Source organism: Amycolatopsis sp. cmx-11-51, from assembly GCF_047608665.1.
Lineage (GTDB): Bacteria > Actinomycetota > Actinomycetes > Mycobacteriales > Pseudonocardiaceae > Amycolatopsis.
Genome location: NZ_JADNQO010000012.1, coordinates 117755 through 136016, shown reverse-complemented (window position 1 = coordinate 136016; position 18262 = coordinate 117755). Strand labels below are relative to the sequence as shown.

At 69.0% G+C, this 18262-nt stretch carries 20 protein-coding genes; 15 read left to right on the top strand and 5 right to left on the bottom strand.

The features are described from left to right. The first annotated feature begins 55 nt into the window (after positions 1-55). Genes ACM6LU_RS30675 through ACM6LU_RS30665 form a run of 3 tightly spaced genes read left to right on the top strand, consistent with a single transcriptional unit; the run spans position 56 to position 3305 of the window. Positions 56-733, top strand: a complete 678-nt coding sequence (locus tag ACM6LU_RS30675) for a response regulator transcription factor (RefSeq protein WP_414941291.1) — start codon at positions 56-58, stop codon at positions 731-733. Continuing rightward, on the top strand, positions 726-2120 hold the full coding sequence (locus ACM6LU_RS30670; protein WP_414941290.1) for an ATP-binding protein: 1395 nt from the start codon (positions 726-728) through the stop codon (positions 2118-2120). Before ACM6LU_RS30675 ends, ACM6LU_RS30670 begins: the two co-directional genes overlap by 8 nt. Positions 2121-2177: 57 nt before the next feature. Then, positions 2178-3305, top strand: coding sequence for an acyltransferase family protein (locus ACM6LU_RS30665; protein ID WP_414941289.1), 1128 nt, complete (start codon positions 2178-2180; stop codon positions 3303-3305). Between the two features lie 12 nt (positions 3306-3317). Here the strand turns inward: ACM6LU_RS30665 and ACM6LU_RS30660 are convergent, their stop codons facing one another. Further along, positions 3318-4766, bottom strand: a complete 1449-nt coding sequence (locus tag ACM6LU_RS30660; protein WP_414941288.1) for a DHA2 family efflux MFS transporter permease subunit — start codon at positions 4764-4766, stop codon at positions 3318-3320. Positions 4767-4984: 218 nt separating this feature from the next. On the opposite strand from ACM6LU_RS30660, the gene ACM6LU_RS30655 reads away from it, so the two are divergent. Then, positions 4985-5836: a maleylpyruvate isomerase N-terminal domain-containing protein gene (locus tag ACM6LU_RS30655; RefSeq protein WP_414941287.1), complete on the top strand. Its 852-nt coding sequence runs from the start codon at positions 4985-4987 to the stop codon at positions 5834-5836. A 260-nt stretch (positions 5837-6096) separates the two neighbouring features. On the opposite strand, the gene ACM6LU_RS30650 is transcribed toward ACM6LU_RS30655, so the two are convergent. Continuing rightward, positions 6097-6489 (bottom strand): winged helix-turn-helix transcriptional regulator, encoded by a 393-nt coding sequence (locus tag ACM6LU_RS30650; protein ID WP_414941286.1) that lies wholly within the window; start codon positions 6487-6489, stop codon positions 6097-6099. A gap of 101 nt (positions 6490-6590) precedes the next feature. Here ACM6LU_RS30650 and ACM6LU_RS30645 point away from each other — a divergent pair, with 101 nt between their 5' ends. Then, entirely contained in the window at positions 6591-6998 is a 408-nt protein-coding gene (locus tag ACM6LU_RS30645) for a RidA family protein (RefSeq protein ID WP_414941285.1), read from the top strand. A gap of 3 nt (positions 6999-7001) precedes the next feature. Here ACM6LU_RS30645 and ACM6LU_RS30640 read toward each other — a convergent pair whose 3' ends face one another. Both ACM6LU_RS30640 and ACM6LU_RS30635 read right to left on the bottom strand, forming a co-directional pair. Further along, a complete protein-coding gene (locus tag ACM6LU_RS30640; RefSeq protein WP_409491944.1) occupies positions 7002-7481 on the bottom strand; it encodes a cupin domain-containing protein in 480 nt (159 codons plus the stop codon). A 132-nt stretch (positions 7482-7613) separates the two neighbouring features. Next, a complete protein-coding gene (locus tag ACM6LU_RS30635) occupies positions 7614-9425 on the bottom strand; it encodes a BTAD domain-containing putative transcriptional regulator (RefSeq protein ID WP_414941283.1) in 1812 nt (603 codons plus the stop codon). 209 nt (positions 9426-9634) lie between these two features. Here ACM6LU_RS30635 and ACM6LU_RS30630 point away from each other — a divergent pair, with 209 nt between their 5' ends. From ACM6LU_RS30630 to ACM6LU_RS30610, 5 genes are all read left to right on the top strand, one after another. Beyond that, positions 9635-9841 (top strand): hypothetical protein, encoded by a 207-nt coding sequence (locus ACM6LU_RS30630; protein WP_414941281.1) that lies wholly within the window; start codon positions 9635-9637, stop codon positions 9839-9841. An 87-nt stretch (positions 9842-9928) separates the two neighbouring features. Continuing rightward, positions 9929-10474 (top strand): TlpA family protein disulfide reductase, encoded by a 546-nt coding sequence (locus tag ACM6LU_RS30625; RefSeq protein ID WP_414941280.1) that lies wholly within the window; start codon positions 9929-9931, stop codon positions 10472-10474. Further along, the gene (locus tag ACM6LU_RS30620; RefSeq protein WP_414941279.1) at positions 10471-12303 is read left to right on the top strand and encodes an ABC transporter ATP-binding protein; all 1833 of its coding nucleotides are present in this window, start codon (positions 10471-10473) and stop codon (positions 12301-12303) included. Before ACM6LU_RS30625 ends, ACM6LU_RS30620 begins: the two co-directional genes overlap by 4 nt. After that, positions 12300-12728, top strand: coding sequence for a S26 family signal peptidase (locus tag ACM6LU_RS30615; protein ID WP_414941278.1), 429 nt, complete (start codon positions 12300-12302; stop codon positions 12726-12728). Before ACM6LU_RS30620 ends, ACM6LU_RS30615 begins: the two co-directional genes overlap by 4 nt. 3 nt (positions 12729-12731) lie before the next feature. Then, positions 12732-13289 (top strand): MauE/DoxX family redox-associated membrane protein, encoded by a 558-nt coding sequence (locus tag ACM6LU_RS30610; protein ID WP_414941277.1) that lies wholly within the window; start codon positions 12732-12734, stop codon positions 13287-13289. On the opposite strand, the gene ACM6LU_RS30605 is transcribed toward ACM6LU_RS30610, so the two are convergent. Continuing rightward, positions 13286-13717 carry a VOC family protein gene (locus ACM6LU_RS30605; RefSeq protein ID WP_414941276.1) on the bottom strand — a complete coding sequence of 144 codons (432 nt, stop codon included), beginning with the start codon at positions 13715-13717 and terminating at the stop codon, positions 13286-13288. The two genes, ACM6LU_RS30610 and ACM6LU_RS30605, sit on opposite strands and share 4 nt — an antisense overlap. 68 nt (positions 13718-13785) lie before the next feature. Here ACM6LU_RS30605 and ACM6LU_RS30600 point away from each other — a divergent pair, with 68 nt between their 5' ends. The 5 genes from ACM6LU_RS30600 (at position 13786) to ACM6LU_RS30580 (ending at position 18258) form a co-directional block, all read left to right on the top strand. After that, positions 13786-14442, top strand: coding sequence for a GntR family transcriptional regulator (locus tag ACM6LU_RS30600; protein WP_414941275.1), 657 nt, complete (start codon positions 13786-13788; stop codon positions 14440-14442). A gap of 195 nt (positions 14443-14637) precedes the next feature. Next, positions 14638-15030, top strand: coding sequence for a family 1 glycosylhydrolase (locus tag ACM6LU_RS30595; protein WP_414941274.1), 393 nt, complete (start codon positions 14638-14640; stop codon positions 15028-15030). Beyond that, on the top strand, positions 14997-15299 hold the full coding sequence (locus ACM6LU_RS30590) for a family 1 glycosylhydrolase (RefSeq protein ID WP_414941353.1): 303 nt from the start codon (positions 14997-14999) through the stop codon (positions 15297-15299). Before ACM6LU_RS30595 ends, ACM6LU_RS30590 begins: the two co-directional genes overlap by 34 nt. 344 nt (positions 15300-15643) lie before the next feature. Next, positions 15644-17119 carry an amidohydrolase family protein gene (locus tag ACM6LU_RS30585; RefSeq protein ID WP_414941273.1) on the top strand — a complete coding sequence of 492 codons (1476 nt, stop codon included), beginning with the start codon at positions 15644-15646 and terminating at the stop codon, positions 17117-17119. Further along, entirely contained in the window at positions 17116-18258 is a 1143-nt protein-coding gene (locus tag ACM6LU_RS30580; protein WP_414941272.1) for a M20 family metallopeptidase, read from the top strand. The genes ACM6LU_RS30585 and ACM6LU_RS30580 overlap by 4 nt, the downstream gene beginning before the upstream one ends. The last annotated feature ends 4 nt before the right edge of the window (positions 18259-18262 follow it).

The window sequence follows — 18262 nt, the reverse complement described above, 5'->3', positions numbered from 1 at the left end:
CGGGTTCACCGTGCCAGGAGGGTATTCCTGCCCGGCCGTATGGGATCGTGAGCGGATGAGGATCTTGCTCGTGGAGGACGAGCGGCGGCTGGCCGAATCACTGCGGGCGGGGCTGAGTGCCGAGGGCTACGCCGTGGACGTCGCGCACAACGGCCGCGACGCGCTCTGGTACGCTGAAGAGAATCCGTACTCCGCGATGATCCTCGACATCATGCTGCCCGGGCTCAACGGCTACCGCGTCTGCCGGAGGCTGCGCGAGCGCGGCGACGCCACCCCGATCCTCATGCTGACCGCGAAAGACGGCGAGGACGACGAAATCGAAGCGCTGGACACCGGTGCCGACGATTTCCTGCCGAAGCCGTTTTCCTACGGCGTGCTGCTTTCCCGGCTCCGGGCGCTGATCCGGCGCGGGGGAGCGACCCGGCCGGGCACGCTGCGGCTCGGCGACCTCGAACTCGACCAGGCGAGCCACCTCTGCCGCCGCGGTGCCGCCAAGATTTCTTTGACCACCAAGGAGTTCGCCTTGCTCGCGTATCTGATGCGGCGGCCGGGCGAGGTCGTCACCAAGGCGGAACTGCTGGAGAACCTGTGGGATTTCGCGGCGTCGGCGACCGCGAACCTGGTGGAGGTCCACATGAGCGCGCTGCGCCGCAAGATCGACCTGCCGTTCGGGGTGGAGACGATCCGGACGGTACGCGGCGCCGGGTATCACGTGGTGGCCACCAGTGCCTGAGGTGCTGCGGTCGACCCGCTTCCGGGTCGCGCTGACGTCGTTCGTGACGTCGATCCTGGCGCTCGGGGTTGTTTCGGCGTGGCTCGTCGTCGACGCCCAGAACCGGCTGGAGAACGGCGCCGCGCAGGTGGCGCGGGAGCGTGCGGCCGCGATCGTCCAGTTGCTCAACACCGGCGCCAAGCCTGCCGAGCTGCTGACGCTCGTCCGGGACTCGGCCTACGAGGTGATCAGCCGCGACGGCAAGCGGATGGTCACCTGCCCCGGCCTGCGGCACGGCTCGATCGCCCCGGTGGACGGATTCCACCAAGGTGACTCCGTGTCGGTCCTCCGGCCCGGCGATGTCGACCTGGCGATGAAGGAGTCTGTCGGCTGTCAGTGGCTTCTCGGACGCGACGTCGAAATCACCGAGACCCGGCTGCACGTCGCGGCGGAGACGAGCGGGGACAGCAAGTATTCGATCTACGCCGCCGCCATGGTCGACGAATCCGGCCAGGCGGCGCTCGACTCGGTCCGCATGACGTTGCTGGCAGGCGTTCCGGTGATCGCGCTGCTGATCGGCGTGATCGCGTGGCTCGCGGTCCGCCGGTCGCTGCGTCCGGTCGAGGCGATCCGGTCCGAGGTCGCGGAAATCGGCGCGCACGACCTCTCCCGCCGGGTCCCCGCGCCGGACAGCGGTGACGAGATCGCGAAGCTCGCGGAGACCATGAACACGATGCTCACCCGTCTCGACACCGCCGTCACGCGCCAGAGCCGGTTCACCTCCGACGCGTCGCACGAACTGCGGACACCGCTGGCGTCTCTGCGGACGCAACTCGAAGTACTGCTCGCGCATCCGGACCGAATGGACTGGCGCGACGCCTGCGGGAACGCGCTGCTCGACATCACCCGGCTGCAGGATCTCGTCGCCGACCTGGTCCTGCTCGGCAAACTGGACAACTCCGGCCCGGAACGGCTCACGCCGGTACGACTGTCCGAAGTGGTCGAATCGTGCCTCTCCGGACGACAGGGCGTGCGGGCGGACATCGAGGGGAAGCCGATGGTCCTCGGGAACCGGGGACGGCTGGAACGGCTGCTCCGCAACCTCGTGGACAACGCGCAACGACACACCGGTACCGGCGTCGTCATCTCGCTGTCCACAGTAGACGAAATGTGCGTGCTGACCGTCACCGACGACGGGCCGGGGATCCCCGCCGAGGATCGTGAGCGGGTGTTCGACCGGTTCGTGCGGCTGGACGACGGGCGCGCTCGTGACGAGGGTGGCGCCGGTCTCGGCCTGGCGATCGTCGCCGACATCGCGCACGCCCACGGCGGCACCGCGGCGGTCGCCGACCACGACGGTGGCGCCCGCCTCGTCGTCCGGCTGCCGTCGGCGGAAACGCGAAGCTGAAGACGTCTTCAGCTTCCTTAAGCTTCGGTTCAGCGTCCGGGCCCGAACCTACGGGCCATGTCCGACCTTTCGCGCCGCTCCTGGTGGCAGCCGCTCAGCCACACCGACTACCTGGCCTCGTCCTGGTTTCCCGGTCTCACCGGGGTGCGCGCGCTCGCCGCCGTGGCCGTCGTGTTCTTCCACTACGGCGGTCCCGTCACGGGCCGCCTACAGGGCTGGATCGCCGTGCAGTTGTTCTTCGTGCTGTCCGGATTCCTGATCACCACGCTGGCCCTTCGCGAAGAGGGCCGCACCGGCCGGATCTCGCTTCGGGCGTTCTACGTTCGCCGGGTCTTCCGGATCATGCCGGTGTACTTCCTGCTCCTGGCGCTGACCACGCTCGCGGTGCTACTCGGCGGGACTTACCAGAGCAGCAGGCTCGCCGACGCCATGCCGTACTACCTCGTCTTCGGCAACGAACTCGTCGACTTCAACACGCCCTATCCGACGTCGTGGTCGCTCGGGGTGGAGGAGAAGTTCTACCTGGTCTGGCCCGCGCTGCTGGTGCTCACCTCGTTCGCGCGAAGCGGGAAGACGGCGCTACGCCTGCTGTTCGGGGTTTCGGCCGTCCTCGGGGTGGTGCTGTTCGCCTTGCCGCTGGCGCCGTCGCACACCTGGGCGAGCCTCTCGGTGCACTACTGCTCGCTGGTCATCGGCTGCCTGCTGGCGATGACGCTGCACCATCCGCGCGGGTTCGCCCTGGTCCGGCCGCTGACCAGTCCCATCGTCGCCACGGTGATCGGCTGCGGGTTCGTCGTGTTGCAGTTCTCCGTCGGACCGCTGGCGAAGGCGCTCGGCGGGCACTGGCAGTTCGTGGTCCCGGTGTACGCGGCAGGCTCGGCGTTGCTGCTCGTGGCGGTCGTTTCGCCGGGGCCGGTCCGGAAACTGCTCTCGAGCAGGCCGATGGCCTTCGTCGGCGATCGGTCCTACGCGCTCTACCTCGCCCAGACCGGCGCGGCCGGGGTGACGGGCTGGCTGCTGCCCAGCGGGCTCGCCAAGGCCGCCGCGACCACGGGTGTCGCCCTGCTGTTCGCCTGCGCGCTGCGCCGGTGGGTCGAGCAGCCCGCCATCGCCTACGGCCGGAAGGTCATCGAACGCCGCGCGCCCGCCGAGCCTCCGGCGGAGGCCACGGCGGGCGCGCGGTGAGCGTGTCCGTTGTCAGTGGTGCGCGGTCACCGCTCCGGCACCGCTGCTCTTCTTGACGAACAGGGAACCGACGAACGCGGCCAGTCCGACACAGCCGGCGACCATGAAGGTGGTGCGGATACCCGTCGAGTCGGGGCTGGCGGCCCCGGCCGTCACCGTGCTCGCCGTCGCCACCGCGATGAACAAGGCGGTGCCGAGCGCACCGGCGAGCTGCTGCAGGGTGGCGAGGATCGCGCTGCCGTGGGAATAGAGATTTTCGGGCAGTGAACCGAGGGACTCGGTCATCAGCGGTGTCATCATCAGGCCGAGGCCACCCATCAGGAGGACGTGGATGGCGATGACCGCGACCAGTGGTGATTCCGCACCGAGCAGGGCGAACAGCCACAGCGAGACCGCCATCGCGGCCGCGCCGGGGATGACGAGGGGCCGGGGGCCGAAGCGGTCGTAAAGCGCGCCGACCGGGCGGCCGAGCAGTCCGAGGACCAGGCCGCCGGGAAGCACCGCGAGCCCGCTGACGAACGTGCTGGTGTGCAGGACGGTCTGCAGGTACAGCGGAAGCAGGATCGCCGCGGCGCCGAGCAGGCACATGAACAGCAGCGCCGTCAGCACCAGCGAGACGACGAAACTGCGGTGGGTGAACGGGCGCAGGTCCAGCAGCGCGCGGTCTTCCTTCTGCAGGCGCAATTGGCGCCAGGTGAACACCACGAGCGCCACGACCCCGACGACGATCGGCACCCACGGCGGCACCGGCTGGTGTCCGCCCGCCGATTCACCGGACGTCGACAGGCCGTACAGCACGCCGCCGAAACCGACGGCGGACAGGATCACCGACGGCACGTCCAGCGGCACCTTGCGGGTTTCGCTGTCCAGCCGCAGCCGCAGCATGCCGACCACCAGCGCGGCGAGCGAGAGCGGCAGCACGATCCAGAACATCCAGCGCCAGCCCAGCGAGGCGAGCACCGCGCCGCCGATGGTCGGGCCGATGGCGGGGGCGACCGCGATGACGATGGTGATCGTGCCCATCGTGGCGCCGCGCTTCTCCACCGGGACGAGGCGCATCACCGTCGTCATCAGCAGCGGCAGCATGACCGCGGTACCGCACGCCTGGATGACCCGGCCGGTCAGCAGGAGGGCGAAGCCGGGCGCGACCGCGCTCACCAGGGTGCCGAGGCTGAACAAGGTCAGCGAAGCGATGAAGACCTGACGCGGGGTGAACCGTTCGAGCAGGAACCCGGTGATCGGGATGACGACCGCCATGGTGAGCAGGAAGCCACTGGTCAGCCACTGCACGGTGGTGGTCGGGACCTGGAGGTCGACGGTCAGGTCACGCAGCGCGACGCTCAGGATCGTCTCGTTGAGGATCATCACGAACGCGGAAAGAACCAGGACCCCGATCAGGAGCCCGGCGCGCGCCGGTGCTCTTTCCTGGTCATGGGTGGTTTCGGGCATGGTCTCGGTCATCTGTGTGGGGCTCCTGGAAGGGCGCTGTCCGCGTGGGCCGCCTCCGGCGCCGGCAACGGTGACAGCGAAGGCGAGCTGATCTGTCGTTCAGTCTGCCTGGGTCGGTCGGTGCGTGTCACGTCGATTTCCGTAGTGAGTACGGTCACTTCGCTGTGAGCGGATATCGGAACAGCACGGAAGCGAACGGATTTTCGGCCGTAGCACGGTAAAATCGCGCTGTGGCCAGAGAGATCACGGCGGATCAATGGCGATCGGCGAGGCGAGCCTTTCGAGTGACGGGTGCGCGATTCGCCGAAATGGTGTCCCGCGTTCCGGATGCGGACGCGATGGTCACCGCGGACTGGACGGTGGCCGACACCGTCGCGCACGTCGTCTTGATCGCGAAGATGTACAGCTCGATGGTGCGGCCGGACGCGGCCCCGCTGTTGGACGCCCGCGCGCAGGGTCAGGTCCAAAAGACCACTGTGGATACGGTTTCCGTGCTGAACACCTTGGTGTTGAAGGACTTTCCCGAACGCGACCTCGGCGTGCTGACGGCGGAATTGCTCGCTGCCATCGACGAGGTACTGCGAGTGACCGAGGACGCGGATCCGGCGACCCCGCTGGACTGGCTCGGCGACTCGAAGGTGCCGCTGGCCGGCGTCCTCGCGCACCTGGTCAACGAACTGCAGATTCACGGCTGGGACATCGCCAAGGCGGTGAAACTGCCGTGGACGATCCCGCCGGGTGACGCGGCGCTGTTCTTCGATCTCTTCCTGGTGGGCGTGCTGACCCACGACATCGGACACCTGCTCGACACCGACGAACCGCCGAGGGAAAGGCGTATCGCCGTGGCCTTCCGGTCGGCGTACACGACTCCGGTCGTGCTGGTGCTGCACCGGGGACGGGTCACGGTCGAGGAGCCCGGCGGCCCGGTCGACGCGCGGATCTCGTTCGATCCGCCGTCGCTGAACCTGATGCTCTTCCACCGGGTCGGCAGGGCGCGTTCCGCGCTGACACGCAAGATCGTGGTGAGTGGGCGCAGGCCTTGGGTGCTGCCCGCGTTCCTGCGCGTTGTCCGGTTACCTTGAGGAAGTGGTCCACAGCGCCCAGTACGCAAAGGCCCTTCCTGTGCCTGGGCGCAGGGTTCGGCAAAGTCGCAGGGCTGCTGGTCGGCGCGGCTGATGGTAGTCCGGGCTTGACGTTTCTGGTGCCTGCCAGGGTCGAGTAGGGAGGATTCGGGACGTTGAGCCGGTGTGACCCCACGATGATGGAGGAGTGGGGACACTCAACGTCCCCATTCCACCATCGTCAGCCTCACGCAGCGACGAACAACCGCCTGGCCAGGTCGTTAACCGTTGACAGGCGCGTCGAACCGGCGACGTGAGCTTTCGATGTGGCCGAGGAAACGGTGGGTCCAGTCGCACATCCCGTCGACCGTCGCCCGCAAGCCGTGCCCCGCCTCGGTGAGGGTGTAGTCCACACGCGGCGGCACGGTCGGATGCACGGTCCGTTCGAGCAGGCCGTTGCGCTCCAGCATGCGCAGGTTCTGGGTGAGCATCTTGTGGCTGATGCCCTCGATGTCGTTCCGCAGTTCGGTGAACCGCCGTGTGCGATCGCCGATCATCTCGATGATCAGGAGCGCCCACTTGTTGGCGACGTCGGAGAAGATCTCCCGCGCCAGCGAGTCCGCCCGCGTCAGATCCGCGTCGTCCGCCGTACCGTCGAGCTGCTTGGTCACCATCAGGTTCCCCAGTCACGAGAAAGTGCGTTCTTCCAGGTCGCCGCACACTCTCCGACAGTTTCTGGGTAACCACAAGTGACCGATGCAAGGAGTACGACAGCATGGCCATCACCCTGGTGAATCCCGCGGGGCTGCCGGAGATCCCCGCCTACCGGCAGGTTTCGATCGCGACCGGGTCGAAGCTGGTCTTCATCGCGGGACAGGTCGCCTGGGGCGCCACAGGTGCCACTGTCGGCGAAGGCGACCTCGCTGTTCAGGTCGAACAGTGCTACCTGAACAGCGGCACCGCGCTCGCCGAGGCCGGTGCCACTTTCGACGACGTCGCGAAGCTGACCGTCTACGTCGTCGACTGGACCCCGGACAAACTAGCGCCGTTCCTCGAAGGCGTGGACCGGGCCGCCACCAGGCTGGGCGGCACCCCGGTCCCGCCGGGCACGCTGATCGGCGTCGCGGCGCTCGACGTGCCCGAGCACCTGGTCGAGGTCGAAGCGCCCGCGGTCATCGACTGAAGCTCACTGACCGCGGGCGGCGCGCCAGAGGGGGCTGTCGACGTAGTGGTTGTCGTACTGCTTCGAGGACGCGGCGATCTCCGAGGGGTCGGCTTCGCCGCGGGCGACCCGGTCGAGGAGCCGGTAGTAGTCGAAGCGGGCCATGCCGGGCGTGAAGGTCACCAGGACGTCGGCGTCCGAGCCGGCGGCGGGCCCGAAGGCGTGCGGCACCTGGGGCGGCACGGCGAGGAAGTCGCCCTTCTCCAGCGTGTGCAGGGTTTCGTCGACGAGCACCTGGAGCTTCCCCTCGAGCACGAAGAAGAACTCGGTCGCGCGGGTGTGGAAGTGGGCCGGGGTACCGAAGACACCGTCCTTCAGGGTCGCGCGGTTCGCGGTGAAGCCCCCGTCGGTGGTGTCCGAGTCGGCCAGCAGGGTGATGTCGCTGCCCGGCGCGTCGCTGACGATCTCGGCGTCGGCGGCCCGGAGGAGGATGGGGTCGAACATGGTGGCGTCTCCTTGGTTTTCCGTGTTCAGCGGGCTCGCTGACAGGACCCAGCTTCTCCCGGGGAACCCGCCTTGATCAACACGGGAAACCGCACCGATCGATAACCTGTGGATTATCGATCGGTGCGGAACTCACCAGGCCAGCGCCGACTGGTGTGCCGGGACGGCCGCCGCCAGGTCGGCCGAGAACAACCGCATCAACGGTGGCAACCGGTAGGTGTCCTCTTCGCCCCATTCGGCGAGGCCCAGGTCGACCAGGCGATCCAGCGCGGCTTCGGCTTTCAAGGGGCAGACGCCGAGGGCTGCGGCGGCCCGGTCCGTGCGGCACACTTCGAAACCCGGCCTGCCCAGCAGCCGGAACGCGGACGCCGCCAGCGGATCCTTGCCCGCCGCGATCGGCTGGAACGCCGACAGGTACAGCGCACGCAACGATTCCCCGCCGAACCCCAGTTTGTCCAGCCGGCTCTCCTCCGGTGCGAGCCGGTGCCCCAACCAGGACAACGGCCGTGTCGGCCGGTTGGCCAGTATCGTGCCCGCGATCCTCAACGCGGCCGGGATCCCGTGGCAGTGCCGGACGATCTCGGCTGCCGCGCGGGGGTCCGCGTCCACTCTGGACCTGCCCGCGACCCTGGCGAGGATGTCGAGGCCATCCTCATCGGACAGACGGCCGAGTGCGACGTGCTCCGCGCCGTCCAGCATCAGCGGTGAGCGGCTGGTGATCAGTACCGCGCACGACCCCGTCGCCGGGATGAGCGCGCGCAGCGCCGCGGACTCGGTCGCACCGTCGAGCACCAGGAGCACCGCCCGATGGGAGAGACGCGAACGCAGCACGGCGGCGGCCTCGTCCGGTGTCCACGGGATGTCGGACGCCGGGACGCCGAGATGCCGCAGCAACCGGGGAGGTACCCGGGAAGCCGGACCGTCGACGCTGAGGTCGACGTACAACTGTCCACCCGGGAACCGGGCACCGACCCGGTGTGCCACCTCCAGCACCAGCGCGCTCTTGCCGATCCCGCAGGGACCGTGGACCACGGCGACCTTCGGCCAGGACCGCTCCGGCCCGATGAGCAATGAGGCCAGGTTTGCGGCGTCGCCCGCCCGGCCGCCGAAAGTTTGACATCGCACCGGAAGCTCCTGTGGCACAAGAAATTTCGGTGCCGGATCGCCGACAGCGGTGACCGGTGCGGGGGAGACCGTGGCCAGCCCCGGATCCCGGTCCAGCATCGCCCGGTGCAGTTTCGCCAGCTCCGGTGATGGCTCCAGGCCGAGCCGGTCGGCGAGCACGCGACGGCAGTCCGTGTAGACGGCGAGCGCCCCGGCGGGATCACCGGATCGATACAGGGCGGTCATCAGATGCGCCCAAGGCCGCTCTCGCAATGGATGTTCGGCGACGAACTCGCGCAGCGGCGCGATCACCTCCCGGTGTTCGCCGAGACGCAGCCGGGCGTCGAGATGGTCCTCCGCGACCGATAGCCGCAGTTCCTCAACCGGTGCGATCGAACCGGCGAGCGCGTCGTTGTCCGAGAGATCTTCCAACACCGCGCCACGGCAGGCGGAAAGTGCTTCACCGAGATGACGGACGGCGGCGGCGTGGTCACCACGCGCGAGCGCCGCCCGGCCGGCCCCGGCCCGTTCGGCGAACACGTGAAGATCCAATTCTCCTTGGCGCAACAGGATTTCGTAACCCGACGCGCGACCGGAGATGCGTTCCCCCGGTAAGACCCCTCGGAGCCGGTTCGCGTAGGTGCGCAGGTTGGCGACCGCCGAAAGCGGCGGCTCGTCTCCCCACAACGTCCGGATCAGCCTGCGAATCGGGACTGTTCGGCCCGGATGCAGCAGCAATACGGCCAGAAGATTGCGCTGTTTGGCCGAACCCAGCGCGATCGTCCCGCCTTCGGTGTGTACCTCGAGCCTCCCCAGAACCCTGAACTCGATCGATGACACTCACACCTCTCCCGAGAGTTGGAGACAGAAACGTGAGACCCCTCAAGGCAGTTCTATCACCCTCGACTTTGCCGGACGTTCACTTCGCGTCGGGTGCACAACCGATACACGCGGGCGTGTATCGGCGCTATCCACGTTCGTGTACCGGCCTTTCCTACGTTGGGCGCTGCCGACGCCGTCCGGCTCGGAGGAAGTGAGGAGCGCGGAACATGCGCAAAACATTGGGAACCTTCAGCGACAAGCTGCTGAGCGTGTTCGTGGCCAAGGCCGACGTGGGCGCGGGCTGCCCGCCGGACCCGTACTACAAGCACTGCTACTGCCGCGAGCGCAGCGACTTCCGTCGCAATTGCTCGACGAACGGTGCCTGCAAGGAATACTGCGGGCCCTGTTACGCCTTCCGGATCTGCGGAGGCTGATCGACACCCGTGGCGGCGGCGGGCGTGCGAACGCCGGCCGCCGTCCACGGCGCCCTGTCCGTCCCTCTTCCTCCACTGGAGAACACCATGGCCATCCTGACCGCCGCCGTCGTGCTCGTCGGACTCCTTTGTGTGCTGGACCTGCTACTCAGCTTCGGCATCATCAGGAGGCTGCGCGAGCAGAACGAGACCTTGAAGAACGTGCAACAGCAGCGGGCCCCCCTCGACCCGGAAATCGCGCTGCCCGCGGGTGCCACCATCGGCACCTTCACCGCCGCCACGGTGAGCGGGGCCGATCTGTCCAATGCGGACATCGACGGCACCCGCGCCCTCGTCGGCTTCTTCGCACCGGCGTGTGAGCCCTGCAAGGAGCGGATGCCCCAGTTCATCGAGTACGCCACCCGTTTCGAAGGCAAGGTGCTGGCGATCGCCTCCGGGAGCGAAGCGGAGACGGCGGACATGGTCGTCCGTCTCGGCGAGGTCGCCGAGGTGATCCGCGAGGCCGACGGCGGTGTCGTGCACCAGGCCTTCGGTGCCTCCGGGTATCCCGCGCTGTGCCTGGTCGACGGCGACCGGACCGTATTGGCCAGCGGGTGGGAGATGTCGGCACTGCCGGTGCCGGCCGAACGGTGAACACCTCCCTCGGCGCCCGCCGGGTCCTGAGCCTGCTGACGGCGGCGATCCGTCTCACCCGGCGGGCCGCCCCGGTGGGCACACCGCTGTATGTGGGGCTGTCGCTGCTCGGCGGTGTCGTGCCGATCGCGACCGCGTGGAGCACCAAGGTCCTGCTCGACGGGCTGGCGGCGGGCGAGGTCTGGCAGGCGCTGCTCCCGTGGGCGGTCGCGCTGGCGGTCGCCGGGTTGCTGGCGGGACTCCTCCCGGTCGCGACCGAGTACCTGAAGCAGCGGCTGGACCGCTTGGTCGCCGTCGTGACGATGGACCGGCTCTACCGCGCCATGGGGAGGCTCGCCGGGATCGCGAGGATGGAGGACCCGCGCTTCCGCGACAAACTCCGTCTAGCCCAGCAGACCGGCCGCAGCGGGCCCGGTCAGCTCGTCGACGACGGTCTCGGCTCGCTCCAGTCGGTGATCACGCTGGCCGGATTCCTCGGGACCCTGCTCGTGATCAATCCGGGGATGGCGGTGATCGTACTGGCCGCGGCCGTGCCCGCGCTGCTCGCGCATCTGCGGCTGAGCCGGGCGCGGGCGCGGGTGATGTGGTCGATCGCGCCCACCGAACGACGTGAAGTGTTCTACGCCGACCTGCTGGCGAGCCTGGACGCCGCGAAGGAACTGCGACTGCTGGGACTCGGCGACCTCTTCCGGCGGCGGATGCTCGTCGAGCTCACCGCCGCGCACGCCGTCGTCGAAGGGCAGGACCGCCGCGACGCGCGGATGCAGGGCCTGCTGGCCGGGCTGACCGCGGCGGTCTCGGCCGGTGGCCTGATCTGGGCGGTGTGGCTGGCCGCCACCGGCAAGCTCTCGCTCGGTGACATCGCCATCTTCGTGGCGTCGGTCGGCGGGGTGCAGTCCGCGTTGCAGAGCCTGGTTTCCCGGCTGGCTTCGGCGCATCACTCGACACTGCTGTTCGACCACTACGAGGAGATCGAGTCGCAGGGCCCGGACCTCGCGGTCCCGGCCGAACCCCGGCGGCTACCGGGGCTGCGTGCGGGTATCGAGTTGCGCGACGTCTGGTTCCGCTACGCCGAAGACCAGCCGTGGGTGCTGCGCGGGGTGAACCTGACCATCCCGCACGGGCGGTCGCTGGCGCTGGTCGGGCTGAACGGCGCCGGGAAGTCGACGATGGTCAAGCTGCTGTGCCGGTTCTACGACCCGGAGCGCGGCGCGATCCTCTGGGACGGCGTGGATCTGCGGGACGTCCCGGTCGAGGACCTGCGCGCGCGGATCGGCGCGGTCTTCCAGGACTACATGTGTTACGACCTCACCGCCGCGGAGAACATCGGTCTCGGTGACGTGTCCTATCTGGAGGATCGCGAGCGCGTCGCCGCGGCGGCGGAACGCGCGGGAGCCCACGACATCGTCGCCGGGTTGCCGCGCGGTTACGACACCTTGCTGTCCAGGATGTTCTTCGACGAAGCGGATCGCGAGGACCCGGAGACCGGAGTCCTGCTCTCGGGCGGACAGTGGCAGCGGCTCGCGCTGGCGCGGGCGTTCCTGCGGGACCGGCGGGATCTCATGATCCTGGACGAACCGAGTTCGGGTCTCGACGCGGAGGCCGAGCACGAAGTGCACAGCAGTCTTCGGCGGCATCGCGAAGGCGCGACCAGTGTGCTGATCTCGCACCGCCTCGGCGCGGTCCGGGACGCGGCCGTGATCGCGGTCCTCGCCGAGGGCCGGGTCGCGGAACTCGGCTCGCACGACGAACTGATCGCTTCGGGCGGGGAATACGCGCGGTTGTTCCGCCTGCAGGCTTCGGGCTACGACGAGGTGGTGTCCCAGTGACGTATGTGGTGCTCGCGGCGGCTGTGGTGGTCGTCGCCGTCGTCGGATGGCTGGTGACGCTGCGCCGACGGCTGATCGTGGTGACCGTACGCGGGGTGAGCATGGAGCCCACCTATTTTTCCGGTGACCGGCTGCTGGTGCGGCGGTCCCGGCTGGAGCGGGTGCGGACCGGGCAGGTCGTCGTCGTGCAGGGCGGGCCCGGCAAACCCGGTGATCCCACCGCCGGACGACTGGTGAAACGCGCGGTCGCGGTGCCGGGCGACCCGGTGCCGTCGCGGATCCCGGTTCCCGGCACGGTCGTCCCGGCGGGAAGTCTGCTGGTGCTCGGGGACAACCCCGCGCGCAGCAACGATTCCCGGCGGCTCGGCTACATCCCGGAGGACGCGCTGATCGGCGTCGTGCTCCGCCCGATCGGTCAGAGGTGAGTCATGACGTACGTCGCCGTGTCCGCGATGGTCCTTTGTGGACTCGTTCTGCTGGTGTCCGCGGTCAGCAAGGTGCGGGGTAGAGCCGCCTACGCGGAGTTCGTGGCGTCGGTGCCCGCGTTCGGGATCCCGGCGCGCTGGACGCGGCCGTTCGCCGGGATGACCCTGGCGGCGGAGTTCGTGATCGCGGCTTCGCTGCTGCCTGCCGCCGCTCTGCCGGCGACCGGCGCGGGCCGCTGGCTCGCACTGGCGGGGCTGGTGCTCGCGGCCGGGCTGTTCGGGGTGCTGACCGTGGCGGTGTGGCGGGCGGTGGCGCGCCGGACCGGTGCGGTGTGCCGCTGTTTCGGTCCGGCGCGCACGGTGCTCGCACACCGGCACGTGGTGCGCAACGCGCTCCTGCTGCTGGTCGCGCTGGCCGGTGCCGTCGCGGTGTCCGGGGCGGACGGCGCGGATCCGGCGGCCGTTGGCCTCGCCGCCGCCGTGGGTGCGGTGGGCGCGGTGGCGGTCGTGCGGTTCGACGATCTGGCGGAGTTGTTCGCGGGGCCGGTGCGGCACACCTAAGCGGCGAAGACCTGTGAGTCGTCGGCGAAGGCCTTGAACTCCAGCGCGTTGCCCGCCGGATCCAGCAGGAACATCGTCCACTGTTCGCCGGTCCGGCCCTCGAACCGGACATAGGGTTCGATGACGAACTGGGTGCCCGCGGCGCGCAGCTGGTCCGCCAGCTTCCGGAACTCCGGCACGGTGAGGATCAGGCCGAAGTGGGGGACGGGCACGTCATGGCCGTCGACGGGGTTGTGGCTCCGCTGCGGCCGTTCCGGGGCGAGATGCGTGACGAACTGGTGGCCGTGGAGGTTCCAGTCGATCCAGGAGCTGGAGCTGCGGCCCTGTTCGAGGCCGAGGACTTCGCCGTAGAAGGTGCGCGCGGCGGCCAGATCGTCGACGGGCATGGCCAGGTGGAAACGCGGGATGGGGGAGTCGAGGACAGTCATGTCCGAATGTTAAAATTAAGACAAAGTGGTGGGTCGCTACGATCGAGCCTTTCCGAGGGAGGATGACGATGAGCGAACCCGGCCGGGTGGTGCCCGCCCGTCGTCGAGGACTGGCCGACGAGGTCGCCGACCGGGTCAGGGACGCCATTTTCGGTGGCGCGTACCGGCCGGGCGCCCAGCTGCGTGAGGTGGAGCTTTCGGAGGCGCTGGGCGTCAGCCGCGGCCCGGTGCGCGAAGCGTTGCTCAAGCTGGAGCGCGAGGGCCTGGTCCGCAGCGAATGGCACCGCGGCGCGATCGTCACGACGCTGTCCGATGTGGACGTCGCCGAGCTGGACAGTCTCCGTTCGGCGCTGGAACAACTCGCCGTCCGCTTGGTGGTCGCTTCCGCTTCGGACGCGGACCTGGCCTCGATCGACGCGGTCGTCGAGAGGATGGACCGGGCGCGCGACGAGCACGAGATGGTGCGCTGTGACATCGACTTCCACGACGCGGTCTACGCGGCTTCCGGGCACCGGCGGCTCGTCGAGGCTTGGCAGGCCATCCGGTCGCAGGTGCACTTGTTCCTGTTGACCCGGATCGGCGTGAACTCCGAGGGCTACCTCGCGAGCGTCCCGGCGGAGCACCGGCGGCTGGCGTCGGCTCTTCGTGCCCGAGACGGGGAAAAGGCCCTGGAACTGTTCGCCGCGCATCGCGGGCAGGCACTGGACGTGCTCACCGGGAAATGAAGTCATGGCGCGGGGTGGCCCGCGTCTGCGATGATCGCCCGCGAGAAGCGGGCTGACCCGGTACTCGCTCACGTGAGATCACTCGGCACGATTTGGCCGCTCGGGGCTTGACGGCAAGGTGGACCAAGGCTTAACTCAAGCTCTGAAATAAGAGTCCACGCCTCCCACCACCTCCTGCTGGCACACGGCCTCGGCGTGCAGGCGATCAGCGCGAACGCCGCCGAGCCCGCCGACATCGGCCTGGTGGTCAACCTCAGCGGCATCGAGCCCGCGTCGGACTCCATCGAGGACGTCGAGGCGGCGGCCCGGATGGACGGGCACGTCAACTGCTGGTGGCTCGACCCGTCGAACGGCCGCGGCTATCCGGCGGACATGATCGGGGGTCTACGGCGTCGAGCCGCCCGTGGTCGGGGACGACCTCGGGGTGATCTCGGCTCCGGTCGGCTACCACGGGCTGAACTACTACTTCCGCCCGTCGTCGAGGACGCCCCGAACGGTCCCGTGCCGCGCGCCCGGCAGGTGCCGGTCGAGGGGGCCGCCACCACCGCGATGGGCTGGAGATCCACGGGGAGGGGCTGGCGGACCTGATCCACCGGCTCGCCAACGAGTACGGCGCCCGGGCCATCTACGTCACCGAAAGCGGCGCCGCCTTCGACGACAAGGTCGCGCAGGACGGCTCGATCGATGACACCGACCGCATCGCCTACCTGGAAGAACACCTGAGCGCGGTGGCCGGGGCCGCCGAAGCCGGCGCTCCGGTGAAGGGATACTTCGCCTGGTCGCTGCTCGACAACTTCGAGTGGGACAGCGGGCTGAGCAAGCGGTTCGGGCTCGTCCGGGTCGACTACGACACCTAGCTCCGCACGGTCAAGGCGAGTGGCCACCGGTACGCCGAGATCATCGCGGAGCACCACGGCCGCAGGGGCTCGTGAGTGGTAAGGACGGGCGTCTGCCTGCCCGCCGGCTTCGAGCCACGCTCAGATACGTCGGGGCGGGCCAGGTGTCGCGAAAGCCACTTTCGCGACGTCTGATGTCCCGAAAGTGGCTTTCGCGACACAGCAGGCACTCTTGGTCCTGACCGCCCCAAAGCCGTTCGTGCGGGCGGATGGATCCGACGGCGCGGATTCGTCGCCCGCTACGAACGGACGTCCCGTGAAACCTCCTAGGGTCGCCATGAACGAGGCGATCTAGGAGGCGAAGCATGCGGACACTCTTGCGTGGCGGCCGTGTCATCGATCCGGCGACAGGGTTCGACGGCACGGCCGACGTGCTGGTATCCGGTGGGAAGGTGACCGCGGTGGGGGAGGGGCTGCCCGCGCGGCCCGGCGACACGGAGATCGACGTCTCCGGGCTCGTCGTCGGACCGGGTTTCATCGATCTGCACAGTCACGTGCACACCATCGCGGGCCAGCGGCTGCAGGCGATGGACGGCGTCACCACCGCGCTCGATCTCGAAGCCGGGCTGATGCCGATCGAGCGTGCGTACGCCGAGGCCGCCGCGGCCGGACGTCCGCTGCACTACGGATTTTCCGCATCGTGGGGTTCCGCCAGGGCACAGGTGCTCGCCGGGATCGAGCCCGACGCCAACATCGACAGCGGTCTCGCGGTGCTCGGGAACCCTGCCTGGCAAAGGTCTTCGTCGCCCGTCGAACTGAAGGCGTGGCTGTCCCTTGTGGAGGGTGAGCTGGCCGCGGGCGCGCTCGGCGTCGGTGTGCTGCTCGGTTACGCGCCTCTGACGGACCCCGGTGAGTTCGTGGCTCTCGCCCGGCTCGCCAAGGAAGCCGGGGCACCGACCTACACGCACGTCCGGGAACTGGTCGAAGTGGACCCCGCGACGCCCGTCGACGGCTCTGAGGAGATCGCGATCGTCGCGGCCGAGACCGGCGCCGCGATGCACCACTGCCATGTGAACAGCACGTCCGGGCACCAGATCGATCGGGTGCTCGCCGCGCTGGAGACGAGCCGTTCGGCCGGGTCGAGGGTGACCGTGGAGGCCTATCCGTACGGCGCGGGCAGCACGGGAATCGGCGCTGCCTTCCTGTCGCCCGAGCGACTGAAGATGAAGGGACTCTCGCCGTCCAGCGTGATCATGCTGGAGTCGGGTGAGCGGATCGCCGACGAGGGACGCCTGCTACAGGTGCGTGCCGAGGAACCGGGTGCGCCGTGCATTCTGGAGTTCCTCGACGAGGGCAACCCCCGCGATCTCGAACTGCTGCGTCAGGCGCTCGTGTTCCCCGACGCCATCGTCGCCAGCGACGCCCTGCCCGTGTACTGGAAGGGCGGCACCAGCGAGAGCACCGAATGGCCGCTGCCGCCCGGTGGTGCGACGCATCCGCGTACGGCCGGGACGTACGCCAAGACATTGCGCCTCATGGTGCGGGAAAGCAAGGCGTGGACCTGGCTGGAGGCGTTCCGGCGCTGCTCCTACTTGCCCGCGCGCGTCCTCGACGAGGTCGCCCCTGCCGCGCGGGCCAAGGGCAGGCTCGAGGTCGGAGCCGACGCCGACATCGTCGTGATCGACCCCAACGTCATCACCGACGCGGCGACCTACTTCGACCCGATCAGGCCATCCGTCGGCGTCCGGCACCTGTTCGTTTCGGGCGTTGCGGTGGTCACCGACGGAAACCTGCGCACCGACGCCTTCCCCGGCGAGCCGCTGCGGGGTGAGCCGCGATGAGCGAACTGCTCGAAGACATCGAGACCCTGATCCGGTGTGAGTCCCCGTCTTCGGATCACGACGCCGTCGCTCGCAGCGCCGAGGTGGTCGCGAGCGTCGGCCGGAGACTGCTCGGCGTGGAACCGGAGCGGATCGTCGTAGCCGGCGTCACCCATCTGCGCTGGCGGTTCGGCGACGGACCCTCTCGTGTGCTGCTCCTGGGTCACCACGACACGGTGTGGCCCCACGGTTCACTGGAGACTCACCCGTTCACCGTGCGGGAAGGTGTGTTGCGCGGCCCTGGCTGCTTCGACATGAAGGCAGGGGTCGTGATGGCGCTTCACGCCGCCGCAACGGTTCCCGACCGTGCCGGACTGTCCATTTTGGTCACTGGCGACGAAGAGATCGGCTCGCCGTCTTCCCGCGCCCTGATCGAAGAGACGGCGGCGGGCTGCGACGCGGCGTTCGTGCTGGAGGCCTCGGCAGACGGCGGCGCGCTGAAATGCCGCCGCAAAGGTGTCTCCCAGTATCGGATCGAGGTCATCGGCCGCGCCTCGCACGCCGGGCTCGAACCGGAGAAGGGGATCAACGCGGGGATCGAGATCGCGCACCAGGTCATCGCGGCCGCCGCGATCGCCGATCCGGAAGCCGGTACGAGCGTGACACCGACGGTCGTCTCGGCGGGAACGACGGTGAACACCGTCCCGGCGGCCGCGAGCGTGGCTGTCGACGTCCGCGTGTGGAACGAGGCCGAGCAACTGCGGGTCGACCGGGCCATGCGGGATCTCCGGCCGGTACTGGACGGTGCGGAGGTCCGCGTCACCGGTGGGATCAACCGGCCGCCACTGGAAGAAGGCTCCTCGGCGGACTTGTTCGCGCTGGCTCGGGAATTGGCGGGCGAACTCGGCCTCGGTGAACTGATCTCCGCGTCGGTCGGCGGTGCCTCGGACGGCAACTACACCGCGGGAATGGGTATTCCCACCCTCGACGGCCTCGGTGCCGTCGGCGGCGGGGCACACGCGGATCACGAACACGTCGTCGTCGCGGAATTGCCGCGTCGCACCGCGTTGCTGGCCGCGCTCGTGGAAAACGTCCTCGCGAAGCGGGGTCCGTCCGGCGCGACGAATCCCGCCGGCGAATCTGGTACGGCACGACAGTGACTCG